15 protein-coding genes and 1 pseudogene are annotated in these 17,371 nt (G+C 28.4%); 11 read left to right on the top strand and 5 right to left on the bottom strand.

The genetic code is table 11. The annotated features are described in order from the left end of the window. Positions 1–70: 70 nt before the first annotated feature. On the top strand, positions 71–1,003 hold the full coding sequence (locus tag P161_RS0107285) for a LysR family transcriptional regulator (protein ID WP_026776359.1): 933 nt from the start codon (positions 71–73) through the stop codon (positions 1,001–1,003). A gap of 2 nt (positions 1,004–1,005) precedes the next feature. On the opposite strand, the gene P161_RS0107280 is transcribed toward P161_RS0107285, so the two are convergent. Next, a complete protein-coding gene (locus P161_RS0107280) occupies positions 1,006–1,515 on the bottom strand; it encodes a CvpA family protein (RefSeq protein WP_026776358.1) in 510 nt (169 codons plus the stop codon). Between the two features lie 83 nt (positions 1,516–1,598). On the opposite strand from P161_RS0107280, the gene P161_RS0107275 reads away from it, so the two are divergent. After that, positions 1,599–1,958, top strand: coding sequence for a hypothetical protein (locus P161_RS0107275; RefSeq protein ID WP_026776357.1), 360 nt, complete (start codon positions 1,599–1,601; stop codon positions 1,956–1,958). Positions 1,959–1,995: 37 nt separating this feature from the next. Here the strand turns inward: P161_RS0107275 and P161_RS0107270 are convergent, their stop codons facing one another. Next, the gene (locus tag P161_RS0107270; protein ID WP_026776356.1) at positions 1,996–2,790 is read right to left on the bottom strand and encodes an SDR family oxidoreductase; all 795 of its coding nucleotides are present in this window, start codon (positions 2,788–2,790) and stop codon (positions 1,996–1,998) included. A gap of 99 nt (positions 2,791–2,889) precedes the next feature. On the opposite strand from P161_RS0107270, the gene P161_RS0107265 reads away from it, so the two are divergent. Beyond that, positions 2,890–4,260, top strand: coding sequence for a thioredoxin family protein (locus P161_RS0107265; protein WP_026776355.1), 1,371 nt, complete (start codon positions 2,890–2,892; stop codon positions 4,258–4,260). 69 nt (positions 4,261–4,329) lie between these two features. Here P161_RS0107265 and P161_RS0107260 read toward each other — a convergent pair whose 3' ends face one another. Further along, positions 4,330–4,689 carry a YraN family protein gene (locus P161_RS0107260; RefSeq protein WP_026776354.1) on the bottom strand — a complete coding sequence of 120 codons (360 nt, stop codon included), beginning with the start codon at positions 4,687–4,689 and terminating at the stop codon, positions 4,330–4,332. A 36-nt stretch (positions 4,690–4,725) separates the two neighbouring features. On the opposite strand from P161_RS0107260, the gene P161_RS0107255 reads away from it, so the two are divergent. The 4 genes from P161_RS0107255 to P161_RS0107240 all read left to right on the top strand — a co-directional run bounded on the left by P161_RS0107255 (position 4,726) and on the right by P161_RS0107240 (position 10,718). Then, entirely contained in the window at positions 4,726–5,898 is a 1,173-nt protein-coding gene (locus tag P161_RS0107255; RefSeq protein ID WP_026776353.1) for an AraC family transcriptional regulator, read from the top strand. 78 nt (positions 5,899–5,976) lie between these two features. Next, positions 5,977–8,091, top strand: a complete 2,115-nt coding sequence (locus P161_RS0107250; RefSeq protein ID WP_026776352.1) for a serine hydrolase — start codon at positions 5,977–5,979, stop codon at positions 8,089–8,091. Positions 8,092–8,149: 58 nt separating this feature from the next. Further along, positions 8,150–9,274: an AraC family transcriptional regulator gene (locus tag P161_RS0107245; RefSeq protein ID WP_036841316.1), complete on the top strand. Its 1,125-nt coding sequence runs from the start codon at positions 8,150–8,152 to the stop codon at positions 9,272–9,274. Between the two features lie 73 nt (positions 9,275–9,347). Next, the gene (locus P161_RS0107240; RefSeq protein WP_026776350.1) at positions 9,348–10,718 is read left to right on the top strand and encodes a serine hydrolase; all 1,371 of its coding nucleotides are present in this window, start codon (positions 9,348–9,350) and stop codon (positions 10,716–10,718) included. Position 10,719: 1 nt separating this feature from the next. Here the strand turns inward: P161_RS0107240 and P161_RS0107235 are convergent, their stop codons facing one another. Continuing rightward, positions 10,720–11,706: an LD-carboxypeptidase gene (locus P161_RS0107235; RefSeq protein ID WP_197026333.1), complete on the bottom strand. Its 987-nt coding sequence runs from the start codon at positions 11,704–11,706 to the stop codon at positions 10,720–10,722. A gap of 90 nt (positions 11,707–11,796) precedes the next feature. Between P161_RS0107235 and P161_RS0107230 the strand changes: the two genes are divergently transcribed. Together P161_RS0107230 and P161_RS18225 are read left to right on the top strand one after the other, a co-directional pair. Continuing rightward, a complete protein-coding gene (locus tag P161_RS0107230) occupies positions 11,797–12,396 on the top strand; it encodes a Uma2 family endonuclease (protein ID WP_026776348.1) in 600 nt (199 codons plus the stop codon). Positions 12,397–12,414: 18 nt separating this feature from the next. After that, positions 12,415–13,014: pseudogene (locus P161_RS18225) on the top strand (Uma2 family endonuclease). Positions 13,015–13,021: 7 nt separating this feature from the next. On the opposite strand, the gene P161_RS0107220 reads toward P161_RS18225, so the two are convergent. Further along, a complete protein-coding gene (locus P161_RS0107220; protein ID WP_036841314.1) occupies positions 13,022–13,645 on the bottom strand; it encodes a hypothetical protein in 624 nt (207 codons plus the stop codon). 88 nt (positions 13,646–13,733) lie between these two features. On the opposite strand from P161_RS0107220, the gene metG reads away from it, so the two are divergent. Both metG and P161_RS0107210 read left to right on the top strand, forming a co-directional pair. Further along, the gene (metG, locus tag P161_RS0107215; protein WP_155810441.1) at positions 13,734–15,797 is read left to right on the top strand and encodes a methionine--tRNA ligase; all 2,064 of its coding nucleotides are present in this window, start codon (positions 13,734–13,736) and stop codon (positions 15,795–15,797) included. A 9-nt stretch (positions 15,798–15,806) separates the two neighbouring features. Continuing rightward, positions 15,807–17,222 carry a hypothetical protein gene (locus tag P161_RS0107210; protein ID WP_155810440.1) on the top strand — a complete coding sequence of 472 codons (1,416 nt, stop codon included), beginning with the start codon at positions 15,807–15,809 and terminating at the stop codon, positions 17,220–17,222. Positions 17,223–17,371 lie beyond the last annotated feature (149 nt).

Raw genomic sequence — 17,371 nt, 5'->3', positions numbered from 1 at the left:
GGTACAAAACTAAAACCATTCATTCATATATTTTTATTTAAATTTGTTATGTTATACATAAAATAGATTTATGAATTTTACTTTACATCAACTTAAAGTTTTTACAACGATTGTAGAAAACAAGAGCATTACAAAAGCTGCTAATGAATTAAATATGACTCAACCAGCTGCATCAATTCAACTAAAAAATTTTCAAGATCAGTTTGATATTCCTTTATCCGAAGTTATTGGAAGACAATTTTATGTAACCGATTTTGGGAAAGAAATTTTTACCATTGCTCAAGAAATTTTAAATAAAACTAAAACCATACAGTATAAAACTGAAGCTTTTAAAGGGTTGCTGTCGGGTAAATTAAAAATATCAGTTGTTTCTACTGGTAATTATGTGGTTCCTTATTTTTTAAACGGATTTTTAAAAAAACACCCTAAAGTAGAATTGGTTTTAGATGTATCTAACAAAACAACCGTAATTAAAGATTTGGAGCAAAATTTAGTAGATTTTTCTATGGTAACTGTAAGTCCAGATCATTTAGATTTAATAGAGTTGCCAATAATGGAAAATAAATTGGTTTTGGTGGCATCAAAAGAAAACAAAATTATTAGTCAAAAAGGTACAGATAAATCCATCTTTAAAACCATTCCTTTAATTTATAGAGAAGATGGTTCTGGAACAAGACATACAATGCAACAGTTTTTTAAACAAGAAAAAATTGCACCAAAAATTAAACTCGAGCTCACGTCAAACGAAGCTATAAAACAAGCAATTATAGCCGATATTGGTGTATCAATTGTATCATTATTAAGTATTAAAAACGAATTACATCAAAATGAATTAAAAATAATACCTGCTAAAGGTTTACCTTTAAAATCGGTTTGGAAATTAATTTATCTAAAAAAGAAAGCATTATCGCCTGTTGCAAAAGCATTTTTAGAATACGTAGAGTTAGAAAAGGAGAATGTTTATAACAACTATTTTAGTTGGTTAGATACAGTAGAAATGTAACCCTATTTAAATTTTAAAGAAGGGTTTTTATTATCTAAAATTGCAGGAAACAAAGTAGGTACAATCGATTTTACAGGAGTAAATAATATAGATTCTTCTAAGGTTTCTTTTTCTACAAAAGGTATTGTCTTATTAAATTTATCAAATAAAAGAAAAAGAACACTTAACAGCAAAGACCATTTTAACGCTCCAAAAATTCCACCTAAAATCTTATTTAACAATCCTAAAGAGCTTATATCTGCCAATTTAGTTAACAGTTTTCCAAGAAAAATAATGCTAAGGATTACTACTAAAAAAGTAATTGCAAAAGAGGCTATTTTATAGGTATTACTGGACCACTCCAAAACAGAATCTTGGAATTCTGCTTCTACATAATGCGAATAGTGAATAGCGCAAAAAACACCTGCAACTATGGCTACTAAAGATGCTACTGAAGAAAAAAGCCCTATCATAAAACCTCTTACAGCTGCAAAAATTAATATTACAATAAGAATGATGTCAATAATATTCATTTTTAAAATAATTTCTGTAAATCTACACCCTTTTTTTACAAATTAAAAATGGGCATTGTATCTTTACAAATTAAATATATTTTATGACCAAAGTAAGCGACTTAAAAGAAAAATGGAGTTTTTTAGTTGAAAAATTAACGAATGATTTCTCTGAAGGTGATGAATTAAATGTGGATGGAATTATCTATTTAATTGGTGTGCAAGAATTGGGACAAGGTTATAGAGAATTTAAAAAGGACGAAAAAATGAACCTAATGCACATTGCAATCTGCAAGTTGTTAGAACCTTATGGGTATTATGAGTTCGATTATTTTGATGATGATGGTTGGCCACATTACAAAACACTTACAGAATTACCAAACCTAAAACCTGGTGAACAAACTGTACTAATGAAAGAAGCCATTGTTACTTATTTTGAAGAATTGGATTATTTTAAGAATTAAATAATATTTTTTGCCAAAATTCGTGGCTTTTTTAATGTTAAGTAACACTCATTTTCTTGATCATTTTCGAAAATATTTTTGGGAAAAAGCGTTTTACATACACTCCTAATTTCTCTTTTGCACCAGAAATATAAACCTCTTCTTTTCTTTGTTCAATGGCTTTTAGCATTAATTTTGCAAAACGTTCTGGCTGAATTCCGTTTGCTGTAGCAGTATCCATTTTTTGCTGTGGAGTTCCATTTCCTGTTAAAGCATTTTTAGAAATATTGGTATTTATAAAACCAGGACAAACCAAGGTTACTGCAATATTTTCTTGATGAATTTCTGCTCGTAAACTATCAAAAAAACCATGTAAAGCGTGTTTACTTGCTGCATAACTAGAACGTAAAGGTGTGCCAATTTTACCAACAATACTTGTGGTTACTACAAATTGCCCGCTTTTATTTTTGATAAAATGAGGCAAAATAGCTTTTGTTAAAGCTACAGTTCCTAAATAATTAATATCCATGATTCTTTTATCAACCAAAATAGTGGTGTCTTTTACTAAAGACCGTTGACTAATTCCACCATTATTTATCAAAAAATCTACCTTGCCAAAAGCAGCAATAGCTTCATTTGCTTTTGATTTTAGATTTGGATAATCTTCTAAATCTAAAGTGATAATTTTTACCTTATCAGGGCTTTTACATGCATTTTTCACCAACACTAAATCCTCCATTTTTCTGGAAGATAAAATTAATCTTGCATTTTGGTTTGATAATTCTAAAGCCAATGCTTTTCCTATTCCAGAAGAAGCACCAGTAATCCACACAATTTTATCAGAAAAAAACATATCCTATAATTTAACGTTACAATATAATTCATTTTGTTAGAGAAATGTTATTTTTGGTATACTTCTTGACAAATATCTTTATAGAAAAAACGAAACAAAATGATCAAAAAAATACTACCTATCTTATTGTTTATCTCATCAATATCTTTTGCACAACATACTATAAAAGGAGCAGTAAGTCCAGAATTAAAGACAGATTGGTTAATACTTTATAAAATTGAAGGCACAAAACAGGTTTTTGTAAATAACACTACTTTAAAAACAGATTCACTTTTAATTGGAAATAGAAAAGAAGCTGTTAGCACTTTCGAAATACAATTACCTGCATCTGCAAAACCAGGAACTTATAGAGCAACATACGCTTTAGAAGGTGCTAGTTTCATAGATTTTTTCTACAATAATGAGAATGTTTCTTTTATTTTTAATCCAGAATATCCACAGGAATCTGTTGCGTATACAGAATCGTCTGAAAACACGTTATACAACAATTATATAAATGATATTTCTGTTATGCAGCAAAGGTTAGACTCTATTCAAATAGCAGTTTTGCAAAACCCAAGTTTAGATTTTAAAGAGAAATATAAAAAAGCGTATAGAGATGTAAACGCTGTTCAAAACAAATATGTTGAATCTGCAAAAGGCAAATATGTTGCTCCATTTATCAAAGCTAGTGCCAGAAAAAATACTCCAGAAATCTTAAGTTCTGCCAATGATTATTTGGCTAATATTAAAAATACGTTTTTCGATTATTTAGATTTCTCGAACAAAACCTTAATGAATTCCTCCTTTTTAATAAACAGAGTTTTAGATTATGTTTTTTATATTAATTATGCTGAAGATTTAGAACAACAACAAGTTCTCTTTAAATCGTCTATTGATACTGTGCTATCTAAAATTAAAAATCAAGCGTATAAAAGAGATATTATTCAGTTTTTAATTGAGCAGTTTGAAACCTCTAAAAATTTAGAAATTATAGATTATTTGTTTGAAAAACATTACAATAAATTACCAATAAATTTACAAGATGCCAAATTTAAAAAAGAAAAACAAGCTTTGTTTGCTGCTGAAGTTGGCAGAATTGCCCCAGATTTTTCTTGGACTGAAAATGGCAGAAACTTAAAATTATCTACTTTAAATGATGCTGAAAATTATGTGTTGGTTTTTTGGAGTACAGGTTGTTCTCATTGTTTAAGAGAAATTCCTGAATTATATACCTACATGAAAACTAAACCAAATACAAAAGTAATTGCGTTTGCTTTAGAGAACGATTCTTATGCTTGGGACACTTATAAAAATACAAATTTACAAGGCTGGCATAATGTTTTAGGTTTAAATAAGTGGGAAAATAAAACTGCAAGAACCTACCAAATAAACTCAACTCCTACTTATTTTGTATTGGATAAAAATAAAAAAATTATTGCAAAACCTGATGAAATTGATGATGTTAGGGAGTTTTTAGGGAAAATGTAAGAATTTTAAAATGACATTTTGATTGATAAAAAGATGCTGAAATAAATTCAGCATGACAATTTAGTTTCGTTAGAAATACAAAAAAGCATCTTCAAAATGTTCCATTGTAAATCTATTGTTTTGATATAAAATAGCAATAATATCAAAACGTACTTCAACATCTAAATCTCTTTGCACCACATAATAATCGACTGCAGAAACTAGTAATTTTATTTTTTTGGGAGTGATAAAATCTTGTGGATCTCCATAATAATCTGAACTTCTTGTTTTTACTTCAACTCCAACCAAAGTGTGTCCTTTTTGAGCAATGATATCTACTTCTGCTTTTAAATATCGATAGTTTTTCTCAAGAATTTTATAATCGTTTTTGAGTAAATATTCAACTGCAAATTTTTCTCCTTTTTCACCAAGTTCATTGTGTGCTGCCATTTTATAAATTTACAAATTATTGATTACTTTTAGCAAATGAATTTCCCTTTTGGTTTTGGACAAAAAAGTTCGCTTTTACTAATCTTCTTTTTTCACGGAATTGTATTCTCTTTTTTACTATTAAAAAAAGGCGTTTTGTACAACAACAAGGCTAGTAAATGGTTGAGTTTTTTGCTGTTTTTATGTGCCATGTACATTGCACCATATATGTTAGGTTATGCAAATTGGTATTCGAATAAAACAACAAGAGAAATCTTATTTTTTGTTCCTTTTATGCAAGTTTTATTAATTGGACCTGTTATTTATTTCTACACAAAAAGCTTGTTAAATACTGCTTTTAAAATCTCAACAAAAGAACTTTTACACTTTATTCCTGCACTTCTTTATTTAATGTATAGCTTGATAATTTTTATTACAGATAAACTCATTTTAGACGAATTTTACTTTTATGCTGATGGAAGAGATAAAGATTTGGCAAATTGGTATCAATCAGCAGGTGTAATTTCCATGTCTTTTTATTTGATTTTGAGTTTAATACATTATTCAAACTACAAAAAACTGGTGTTTGAGAAAGTTAGTTTTGCGGAATCAATTTTATTTCAATGGATTCAAAATTTTTTGATTGCATTTTTAGCAATTATCATCTTAAGAGTTTTACTCTTTGTTTTAAATCCTGAATGGGGAGAATTCGGAAGTCAGTTTTGGCATTACATTATGTTTTCTTTTGTAGTGCTTTATATTTCCATAAATGGATATGCAAATTCTGTGAAAATGTCTTTTTTGAGTGATGTAAATTCTGAAAATATTAATGTTTTTGATGAAATTGAAATCAAAGAAAAACCGAAACAAGAAGTTATTAATCAACAAGAAATTAAAATTTGGAAAGAAAAAATATTACAGTTAATTCAAGAAGAAAAAATCTATAAAAACCCCAAATTGACACTTTTTGATGTCGCTAAATTGTTAAATACCAATACCAAAACAGTTTCTAATAGTATCAATTCAGGATTTGAAATGAATTTTAACGATTTTATCAATAAGTATAGAATTGAAGCCGTAAAAGAAAAGCTAAAAAACGGAGAACATCAAAAATCAACCTTATTAGGCATCGCTTTTGACTGTGGATTTAATAGCAAGGCTACTTTTAACAGAGCATTTAAAAAAAACACATCTTTATCGCCAAAAGATTATTTAAAGAAGTTAGGCTGAAAATTTGTCTCAAATCAAGATTTGAAGCGATTCAACTATGAATACTTGCCATCTTTGCATCAAAATAAAAACAAACTTATGAAAATATATATTTCAATTTTGATCCTTTTTTGTGCAACTTCTTCAATTGCTCAAGATTCAGATCTCAGAAAAATTGATTCTATTGTAAACTCAAAAATTACTGAAAATGATCCTGCATTGTTTGTAGGAATTGTAAAAGATGGTAAAATAATTTATCAAAAAACAAGAGGTTTAATTAGCTTACAACATCAAGTAAAAGCAACTGAAAAATCGGTTTCAAATATTGCATCAACAGCAAAACAATTTACGGCTTTAATGATTTTGCAGTTATCAATTGAAGAAAAATTGAGCTTGGAAGATGACATCAGAAAATACCTGCCAACTTTTTATCCAAAAGTAAAAGAAGCCATTAAAATTAGGCATCTTTTAAACCATACAAGTGGTGTTCGAGACTTTTATGATTTAATGAGTATTCAGCAAAATCCTTGGTGGAGAAGAGAAGGTTTAGACAACAACGATGCTTTAGAATTGTTAGAAAAACAGCAAGACTTAGCATTTAAACCAGGATCAAGATATCTGTATAGTAATTCTGGTTACACGATTCTAACAAAAATAATAGCTGTTGCTTCTGGTGAGGATTTTCATGACTATTCTAAAAATTTCTTCGAAAACTTAGGAATGAAAAATACACAATTTTTGAAAGATTATATGTACGTAATTCCAAATATAGCATTGCCATATTCTGATTGGGGAGATGGAATTTGGCAACAATACCCAATGATTACCAATTTGTATGGAGATGGATTTTTATTCACGTCTTTAGAAGATCAATTAATCTTTGAAAAAGCTGTTCAGAATGCTAATCATAACAACAATCGTTTGCTAATTGAAAGTCAAAAACCAATTAAAAATAGCGAAATACAAACCTATGGTTTTGGTTTGGAATTGGAAGATCGATTAAATAGAAAATCTGTACATCATTCAGGAAGAACAGGCTCATATCATTCGCAAATAGTAAGATATCCAGATGATAAATTGAGTGTTTTTGTAATGAGCAACAACAGCAGACTTTGGAGTGGCGCAATTGCAGATGAAATTACAAACGTTTTGTTACTAACAAAAGAACTAAAAAATAATTATAATAAAAAAATTAAGGAAACTGAAAATTTGAATATTACTGATGCTATTGTTGGCCAATATCGATCTCCAGGAGCGTATTTAATTAGAATTGAAAGCAAAGAGGGAAAATTGTTTTGGAGAAATGGGAATAATAATCCGCGAGAATTGGTTCAAGAAAACAAAAATATTTATAAAATGAAAAGTAACCCGAGTTTAAAAGTGGGTTTCTTTAAAAATGAATTGAACTTATTTTATGAATCTGGAAAAATAGCTGTTTATGAGAAAATTCCTTATGAAAAACCAACGTTAGCAGATTTAGAAAGTTACGAAGGTGAATATTATAGTACTGAATTAGAAATGTCTTTTACTATTGATTTAAAACCAGATAATACTTTAAAAATATCTTTAGAAAAATGGGATGAACCTGTAGATTTGGCGGTTTTAAATAGAAATGAATTGTTGGTTTATGACTATATTTTAAAGATTAAAAGAGATCAATTTAGTAGAGTTGTTGAAATTTTATTAACTACAAATAGAGTTTTAAATAACAAATTTGTCAAAAAAACAAAACTGAAATTTCAACCGAAAATTGAAACCGAAAACGGATCAATAAATGTGACTACAATTGGTTCTAAAAACGGGAATTCATCTCAGATTTTACTCACTAAAAACTACACAAACGGAAATGAAATTTGGTCGCAGCAATTTGGTGGAAAAAGTTATGACAAAGCAAATTCAATAATTGCAACAAAAGATGGATACCTAATTATTGGCTCTACAAGTTCTTTTGGAAATGGAAATTACGATATGTTTGTAATTAAAACCGATAAAAAAGGAAAGAAAATTTGGCAAAATACGTATGGAGGTTTTTATAATGAATATGGCTATTCAGCAGAAAAAACAGATACTGGTTTTTTACTAAAAGGAACAAAACAGAATTGTACTTCTAATTCTGATATTTTTAATAGAAAATGCACCACCAATGTTTGGGTTGTTGCTATTGATAAAAAAGGGAAAGAGATTTCTAATACAGTTTTGGAAGAGATTGAATAATCAATATAAAAATCCATAATTTAGCGTTTTGTGTATTGTTAATTTATAAAACGCTTTGTTGAACTCTTTTGAAAACTTTCTGAATAATATTATCTTATTAGGAGTAATTCAAGGAATTATAACCACTATTTTATTATTCCGAATAAAAGCAAACCAGAAAGCAAATAAATTATTGGCTTGGATTATTTTGCTGATTTCTTTGGCGTGTTTAAACTTATTTTTTCTAGAAACTTTACAGAATACCTCTACTCTTTTTGAAATTTTAGAAGCAATAATTCCTTTGGTTATTATTATGCCAATTGGTCCTTTAATTTACTTTTATATAAAAACAATTTTAAATCCAGATTTTAAAATTAACCAATCAAAAAGAAAACATTTTTACAGTACTATTTTAGATTTTGCACCAAATATTGTGGTTGTTTTTTACATAATTCTAGGGTTTTTAGGGTTTATAAATAACACTACTTTTGATTTAGGAAACTTTATTTACTATTACAATAAGTTTGTAGATATTCCAAGATGGCTTTCTTTAACCATTTATTTATGGTTTACTTATAAACTGATTTCAAATCATAAAAGTGATGTTACAAATGAAGTTTTTACAAAATGGACAAAGAATTTTACACTTGGTTTTACCATTTTTTCTATTATTTGGTTTTTTCATTTAGTACCTTATTTAATTCCATCATTATCTAATATTCTTTTAAGTAATTTAGGTTGGTATCCAGTTTACATTCCATTAATTATTTTGGTGTATTGGTTAGGAATTAATGGGTACATCATTAGTTTTAAAACCTATAAAAAAAATTCAAAATCATTATTAATTAATGATGAAGTTGTAGCAAAAACAATCGAGATTTTAAACAATCTTATGAAAGATGACAAACTTTATCTAAATGGCTCTTTGCAATTAAAAGATATTGTTAAGCAAACAAATATTCCTCAAAAAACAATTTCAGCAGTTTTAAATCAGCATTTCAATTCTAGTTTTAACGAGTTCGTGAATACTTACAGAATTGAAGAATTTAAAAAAAGGTTATTAAGTGATAATAAAGAAAAATTTACAATAACGGGTATTGCATTCGAATGTGGTTTTAATTCGCAAGCTACTTTTCAAAGAGTTTTTAAAGCAAATACAAAACTATCTCCTAGTCAATTTAGAAAAATGCATTTAAAAACTTAAAAATAATACTCAAATCTAGATTTGAATAGACTACTACTTACAAAATCGATTTATTTGCAGAAAATAATTAGAAATGATAAAATATAGTTTTCTTTTAATCGCCATACTTTTTGTAAGTTTTAATTATGCTCAAAAAAATGTAAATTCGATAAAAACAATCGATAATTTTCTTACTGAAGAATATCCAAAGAAAGAACCTGGAGCAGTTGTTTTAATTGCTAAAAAAGGAGAAATTATCTACGAAAAAGCATTTGGTTTATCATCTATAAAACCAAAAAGAAAGCTAAAAACAGCTATGGTTTTTCAGTTAGCATCTATGAGCAAACAATTTGTTTCTGCTGCAATTTTGCAGTTGGTAGAAGAAGGAAAAATGGCTTTAACAGATTCTATTCAAAAATATGTGCCTTATTATCCATCAAAAAAATATACAATAACCATTCATCATTTGTTAGCACAAACATCAGGTATTCCCAATTATTTTGATGTTGATGACAATGAGTTTTTTTTATTAGCTCAAGAACATACTCCAGAAAAATTGATCAATTATTATAAAGATGAACAATTATTATTTGAACCAGGAACAAAATGGGCTTATAGTAATTCTAATTATCCATTATTGGGTGCAGCTTTAGAAAAAGTAACCCATTTATCTTTAAAAATATATTTAAGAATTAACATTTTTGAACCTTTACAAATGAATTCCACAGGACTTTGGTATACAAAAAACACCAAAAAAAAGAAAATTGTAACAGGTTATAATAGTAAAAAAGGCGTTTTATTTCCTGCTCCAAAAATGGTTGGTTCTGCTTTATATGCACCAGGTGGAATTGTTTCTACTGCAAAAGATTTATTTCTTTGGAATGAAGCTTTAAAGAACAAAAAAATCATCTCTAAATATGTTGTTGAACAATTAACAACAGAGAAAAAAACGACAGATGGAAAAGGAACAGGTTATGGTTATGGTTTTTTTTTAAGAAACGTACAAGGAAGTAAAACCATACAACATGGAGGAAATTTATTTGGTTTTACAACAAACGGAATGTATTTGCCAAAAGAAGACATTTATATCTGTATTTTATCCAATACGAAGTTTGATAGAACAGACGAAATCTCAAACTATATTGCCAGTATTTTAATTGAAAAGCCACTAAAAATTTTCACAAAAAAGGAAGTTTCATCAGAAAAACTAAAAGAATATGTGGGCATTTATAAATTACAAGGAGATGTGGAAAGGGTGTTCGAAATCAAATTATTTGACAATCAATTAATTTTAAGTGACACTAAAAATCCTGAAGGAGATGCTGTTTTAACGCCATCAAAAAAAGATGAATTTCTATTAAAAGCAATAAGTGTTTCTTTTAAATTTTTTAGAGATACTGATGGTAGAATTAGCGGTTATACAGCAAAACAAGACAAAATCTACACTTTTAAAAAAGTGAAATAAACTACTTTTTAAAACTCATTGAATACTGCTCACTGTCAATTTTCAATTGAATGTTTCTTCCAAAAATTAAAGCCCTATTTTCTGCTTCATGACCAGCAGGAAAATCAAACAAAACAGGAATTCCTTCTGGTACAACATCTAAAATTAGTTGCTCAATTGAGCTCCCCCAACTTGTTGTATTTTTTTTGATTAACGACATATCACCAACAATTACAGCGTTTACTTTTGTAAAATAACCAGCTCGTTTTAAACTTTGTAACATTCTATCAATCGAATATTTATACTCACCAATTTCTTCGATAAATAATATTTTATTTTCAGTGTTTAACTGACTTTTAGAACCCAACATTGAGGTTAAAATTGCCAGATTCCCTCCTATTAATTCTCCTTCAATTTGTTTGAATGATAAAGTCCTATTGTATGTTGATGATGGGATCTCATATTTTAAATTGTCTCCAAAAAGTGCTTTTTTAAAAGATGCAATTGTTTCTGTAATTTCCTCTGGTTTTTCTTCCAAACTTGTGGGCATCATTGCATGCAACGTTTCAAAACCTAAATTATGAATATGATTGTGAAAGGCAGTAATATCTGAATAGCCAATTATCCATTTTGGGTGCTTTTTATATTCAGTAAAATCTAACATATCTAAAATTCTTACAGAACCATAACCTCCTCTTGCAGCCCAAATTGCTTTCACACTTTTATCATCTAAAGCATCTTGAAAATCTTGACAGCGTTCATTATCTGTACCCGCAAAATGATTATTTTGATTGTAGATATTCTTCCCCAAAACTACTTTTAAACCCCAACTTTCTGCTAATTTCTGCGCTTTTTGAATGGTTGCTTGTCTACCTTGTAAAATTCCAGCAGGTGCAACAATGGCAATCGTATCTCCAACCTTTAAATAAGCTGGACTTATTAATTTTTCTTGAGCTTTTACAAGTGTAAAAATCATCAACAATAAAAAGAATAGTATATTTTTTTTCATCAAATCAAACTAAAATTCAATCAAAAATAGTCATATAATCTCTATTTTGTGTATATTCTAAAAAATTGTAATTTTATAAAAACAAAAGTTATGGAAAATTCTGTTGAAGAACCAATTTTAGATTATGGAAAAGTATATACATATGCAGATTATTTACAATGGCGATTTAAAGAACGTATCGAAATTATAAAAGGCAAAGTTTTTAAAATGTCTCCTGCACCTGCAAGGCTTCATCAAAAAGTTTCCAGTAAATTAAGTAGAGTTTTCTTGAACGTTTTTCATAAATCTACTTGCGAGGTTTATGTTGCTCCTTTTGATGTTCGCTTAATTGATAAAAGAAAAAAGTCTGTAAAAGATGAAGATATAATTACTGTTTTTCAGCCAGATATTTGTGTGGTTTGTGACCCTAAAAAATTAGATAAAAAAGGTTGTTTAGGAGCTCCAGATTTTATTATCGAAATTTTATCTCCAGGAAACTCTAAAAAAGAGATGAAATATAAATACGAATTGTATGAAGAGAATGGCGTAAAAGAATATTGGATTGTAGATTATCGTGAAAAAGTAATTTGGCGTTATGTTTTAAAAGATAATATTTACATCGGTTTAAAACCATTAATTGAGGAAGAAATAGCAACAAGTTCTATTTTCCCTGATTTAAGCTTTTTAGTTGGCGAAATTTTTGAAGATTAATATTGAAAATAAAATTATATGGAAAATTCTGTAGAAGAGCCAATTTTAGATTACGGAAAAATATATACCTATGCAGATTATTTGCAGTGGCGCTTTAAAGAACGTATCGAAATTATAAAAGGCAAGGTTTTTAAAATGTCTCCTGCACCTGCAAGAATGCATCAAGGAACTTCTAGTGCATTGAGCCGAATTTTTTTGAATCATTTTTACAAATCTTCCTATAAAGTTTACATTGCTCCTTTTGATGTTAGACTTGTAGATAAAAGAAAAAATTCTACAAAAGATGAAGATATAATTACTGTTTTTCAGCCAGATATTTGTGTGGTTTGTGACCCTAAAAAATTAGATAAAAAAGGTTGTTTAGGATCTCCAGATTTTATTATCGAAATTTTATCTCCAGGAAACTCTAAAAAAGAGATGAAATAAAAATACGAATTGTATGAAGAAAATGGTGTAAAAGAATATTGGATTGTAGATTATCGTGAAAAAGTAATTTGGCGTTATGTTTTAAAAGATGATATTTACATCGGTTTAAAACCATTAATTGAGGAAGAAATAGCAACAAGTTCTATTTTCCCTGATTTAAACTTTTTAGTTGGCGAAATTTTTGAAGATTAATTGAATTTTAATCATCGCCTTCATAAACTTTATGCCAACCCAATCCAAAAGTTACACCAATACCAACATACGTTCTTCTTGCAATATTAGCATGTAATTTAAAACCAATAGATCTTCCAAAACTTGTGGGTTTCCCAACAGGAATTAATCCATAAAAAATTCTAAACTTTTGCTTTGTATTTTTAAACCAGCTAATACCTGCTTCTAAAGGAAAACCTACAAAAGATTCACTTGCAATAATATCGTTTTCTTTTCTTTGTTGATATGTATTATAAGAAAAACCACCAGAAAAATGATACGAAGTACCATCTTCAATATATCTTTTTCCATATAAAACAGCATATTCTCTAATATTTCTACTTTCTACGTTGATAGGGAAAATTAGAAAAAAATCAATATTATCATATTGAATAATTTCTAAATGTCTAAATGTAAAAAGGTTGTTTTTTGATTGATAATTCAAACTTACACCTCCCATTAATCCTCTTAAAGAACCATTTCCATAACCTAAACTTAAATCGCCGAAAAATATAGGATTTGGCTTTTTAATAATAGAATCTTGTATTTCTTGTGCTTTTATTGATAAAAAACTTATCAAAAAGAAGATAAAAATAAAGCTACTTCTCTGCATTCTTTTTTTATGAAATGTAAGTATTTTCAACAACTAAACAAAATTGATTTTTTGTACTTTTGCACTTTAAAAAATCAGTTTTAAACCAATCAAGGAAAATTCAATGAATACTCCAAAAAGATATACAATTACAGCAGCTTTACCTTATACAAATGGTCCAATTCATATTGGGCATTTAGCAGGTGTGTATGTGCCAGCAGATATTTATGCACGTTATTTACGTTTAAAAGGCAAAGATGTTGCCTTTATTTCTGGATCAGATGAACATGGTGTTGCAATACCAATGAGAGCCAAGAAAGAAGGGGTTTCTCCACAAGAAATTATCGATAAGTATCATGGAATTATTAAAAAATCGTTTGTAGATTTTGGAATTTCTTTTGATAATTATTCAAGAACTTCTGCAGAGATTCATCATAAAACAGCTTCTGATTTTTTTACAAAATTGTATAATGATGGTGAGTTTATTGAAGAAACTTCAGAACAATTATATGATGCTGAAGCAGATCAATTTTTAGCTGACAGATTTATTGTAGGAACTTGTCCAAAATGTGGTTTTGAAGAAAGTTATGGAGACCAATGTGAAAACTGTGGAACATCTCATAATGCAACAGATTTAATCAACCCAAAATCGGCAATTACAGGTAATGTGCCAACCGTAAAAGAAACAAAACACTGGTTTTTACCTTTAGATAAACATGAAGCTTTTTTAAAAAATTGGGTTGGCTCTAAAAAGGATTGGAAACCGAATGTTTTAGGTCAAGTTAATTCTTGGATTAACGATGGTTTGCGCCCAAGAGCTGTAACCAGAGATTTGGACTGGGGAATTCCTGTGCCTTTAAAAGATGCTGATGGGAAAGTTTTATATGTTTGGTTTGATGCGCCAATTGGCTACATATCATCTACCAAAGAATGGGCATCAAAAGAAGGCAAAAACTGGGAAGACTACTGGAAAAAAGACGATACAAAATTGGTTCATTTTATTGGGAAAGACAATATTGTTTTTCACTGTATTATATTTCCATCGATGTTAAAAGCGCATGGAGATTATATTTTACCAGATAATGTGCCTGCAAACGAATTCTTGAATTTAGAGGGCAATAAATTATCGACTTCTAAAAACTGGGCAGTTTGGTTGCATGAGTATTTGGAAGAGTTTCCAAATCAGCAAGATGTTTTACGTTATACATTAACTGCAAACGCTCCAGAAAGCAAAGACAACGATTTTACTTGGAAAGATTTTCAGGCAAAAAATAACAACGAATTAGTTGCCATTTTTGGTAATTTTATTAATAGAGTTGTGGTTTTAACCAACAAATACTATCAAGGAATTATACCTGAACCAAACAATTTTTCAGAAGTTGATGAAGATATTTTAGCGGCTGTAAAAGAGTTTCCAAACATAATTGGAAAATCAATAGAAAGATATAGATTTAGAGAAGCAAGCCAAGAATTAATGAATTTAGCAAGACTTGGAAACAAGTATTTAGCTGATGAAGAACCTTGGAAAAAGATTAAAGTTGATGCAGAACGTGTACAAACAATTATGTATGTTGCTCTACAAATATCTACAGCTTTAGCAGTTTTAGCAGAACCATTTTTACCTTTTACATCTACAAAACTAAAAGGAATTTTAAATATTGATGAAAACTTATCTTGGCAAAATATCACTGAAAAAAATATTTTAATTGATGCCAATCATCAAATTGAAAAAGGCGAATTATTGTTTTCTAAAATTGAAGACAAAACGATTGATGCTCAAATTGAGAAATTAGAAGCTACTAAAATCGCGAATGAACAAGAGAAAAAAATAGTTGCTCCTCAAAAAGAAACCATCGATTTTGAAGATTTTACAAAGTTAGATATTAGAATTGGAACCATTTTAGAAGCTGAAAAAGTTACCAAAACAAAAAAACTTTTGAAATTAAAGGTTGATGTTGGTATTGATACAAGAACCATTGTTTCTGGAATTGCAGAAAGCTTTTCTCCTGATGAAATTATTGGACAGCAAGTTTCTGTTTTAGTGAATTTAGAACCTAGAAAAATACGTGGTGTAGAAAGCCAAGGAATGATTTTAATGACTGATACTCCAGATGGAAAATTAGCATTTATGGAACCAGGAAAAAAAGTTAAAAACGGACAAGAAGTTAGTTAAAAAATAAATATGATCAAGAATATTTTAAGTGCACTTTTTATGTGTTTTAGTGTTGCTGTTTTATCACAAGAAACATTAATAACTTTTCAGAACGATTTAAAAACATCAGCATCAGATATAAAAGATGTAATTCCTGTTGTGAATACAGAAACTGATGAAATTGCTTTTTTTGTAGCAGATGCAAAAAATGTATATGGCTATAAAATTGATGCTGATTTTAAAGTTACTGAAAAAATTACATCCGAAGAAAAAAGAAGAAAATTTAAAGTTATTATTGGTTCTAGCGCCTCTAAAGATGATTCTTATCGTGTTTTTTTAACCAATAAAAATCAAACTGATTTTGCTTCAGTAAGGTTTTCTTTTAACGATGGTTCAACATCATTTAAAGAATTTACTATTGATGAAAATGAAACATTTATACAAACTGTAGTTTCTAAAAATAAGTTTTATTTAATTGCTGGTTCTAAATTTAATAATAGTTTATCTATTTATACTTTTAATGAAAATGGCGATCCACAAAAAAATAATATTGATATTTCTGAGTTAAGATTTATAGATACTAAAGGTAAAAATAAGAAGTTAACGTCTCTTTTAATAGAAGGCGAAAATTTGAATAAATTTGATGAAAACACTCCAAATTCTATAGAATTAACTTCTGAATTTAGAAAAATGTTTGTGAGAGATCATACAATTTTAATCACATTAGATCACCATAAAATGTTTACACAAGTACTTCAAATAGATTTGAATACTTTGTTAGCTAACTCGTTTCAATTTAGAAAACCTAAATTAGGTGAAAAAGCCAAAAGAACAAATTCTTATTTAAATGGCGATCACCTTTTTACGTTAGCAACCACAAAAGATAAATTTACTGTAGAAATTTTAGATTTTGAAACTGGTAATTTAATAAAAGAGTATTCTGCAACTAAAAACGATTCTATTACTTTTAAAAACACACCTATTATGCAAGAAGGTGGTTTATATGATTCCTCAAGAGAACTAGGGAAAACAAAACGATTTTTAAGAAGAATTGCAAAAGGAAATACAGGTTTGTCTGTTAGAAAAGTGAAAAATACATATCATTTAACCATTGGTGGCTATATAGTACAAAATACAGGTGGAGGAATGATGATGCCTTTTGGAGGAATTCCTATTGGTTCAATTGGAGCTGTAACCGTGTTTTTTAATCCTGCTCAAATAGCTTTTAATTCTTTTACAAATAACAAAACTACAAGAATTGAATCTTTATTAGATAGTGATTTTAATCATATTCAAGGAGAAATCGAGGAAAATGCTTTTGATAAAATGAAAGACTTTAAATCTAATAATAAAGGTGGAACTGTATTTAAATACAAAGATTTTTTTATAAAAACAAGGTATAATTCTTTTTCGAAAGACTTTAACTTTAAGAAGTTTACAGATTAAGGATTACAAATGCTAAAACTGGCAACTGTATAAAGAAAAATGAAAGCTACTTATTTTGATTTAAACAAAAATTATATTAAAATTATATATTATTTTTGACAAAAACAGCGTATTATTAGAATTATACTTGTATTTTGGCATGTTTTTTG

The sequence above is a fragment of the Polaribacter sp. Hel_I_88 genome, assembly GCF_000687935.1.
Lineage (GTDB): Bacteria > Bacteroidota > Bacteroidia > Flavobacteriales > Flavobacteriaceae > Polaribacter.
The sequence above is the reverse complement of the archived record's forward strand: the minus strand, read 5'-3'. Positions and strand labels throughout refer to the sequence as shown.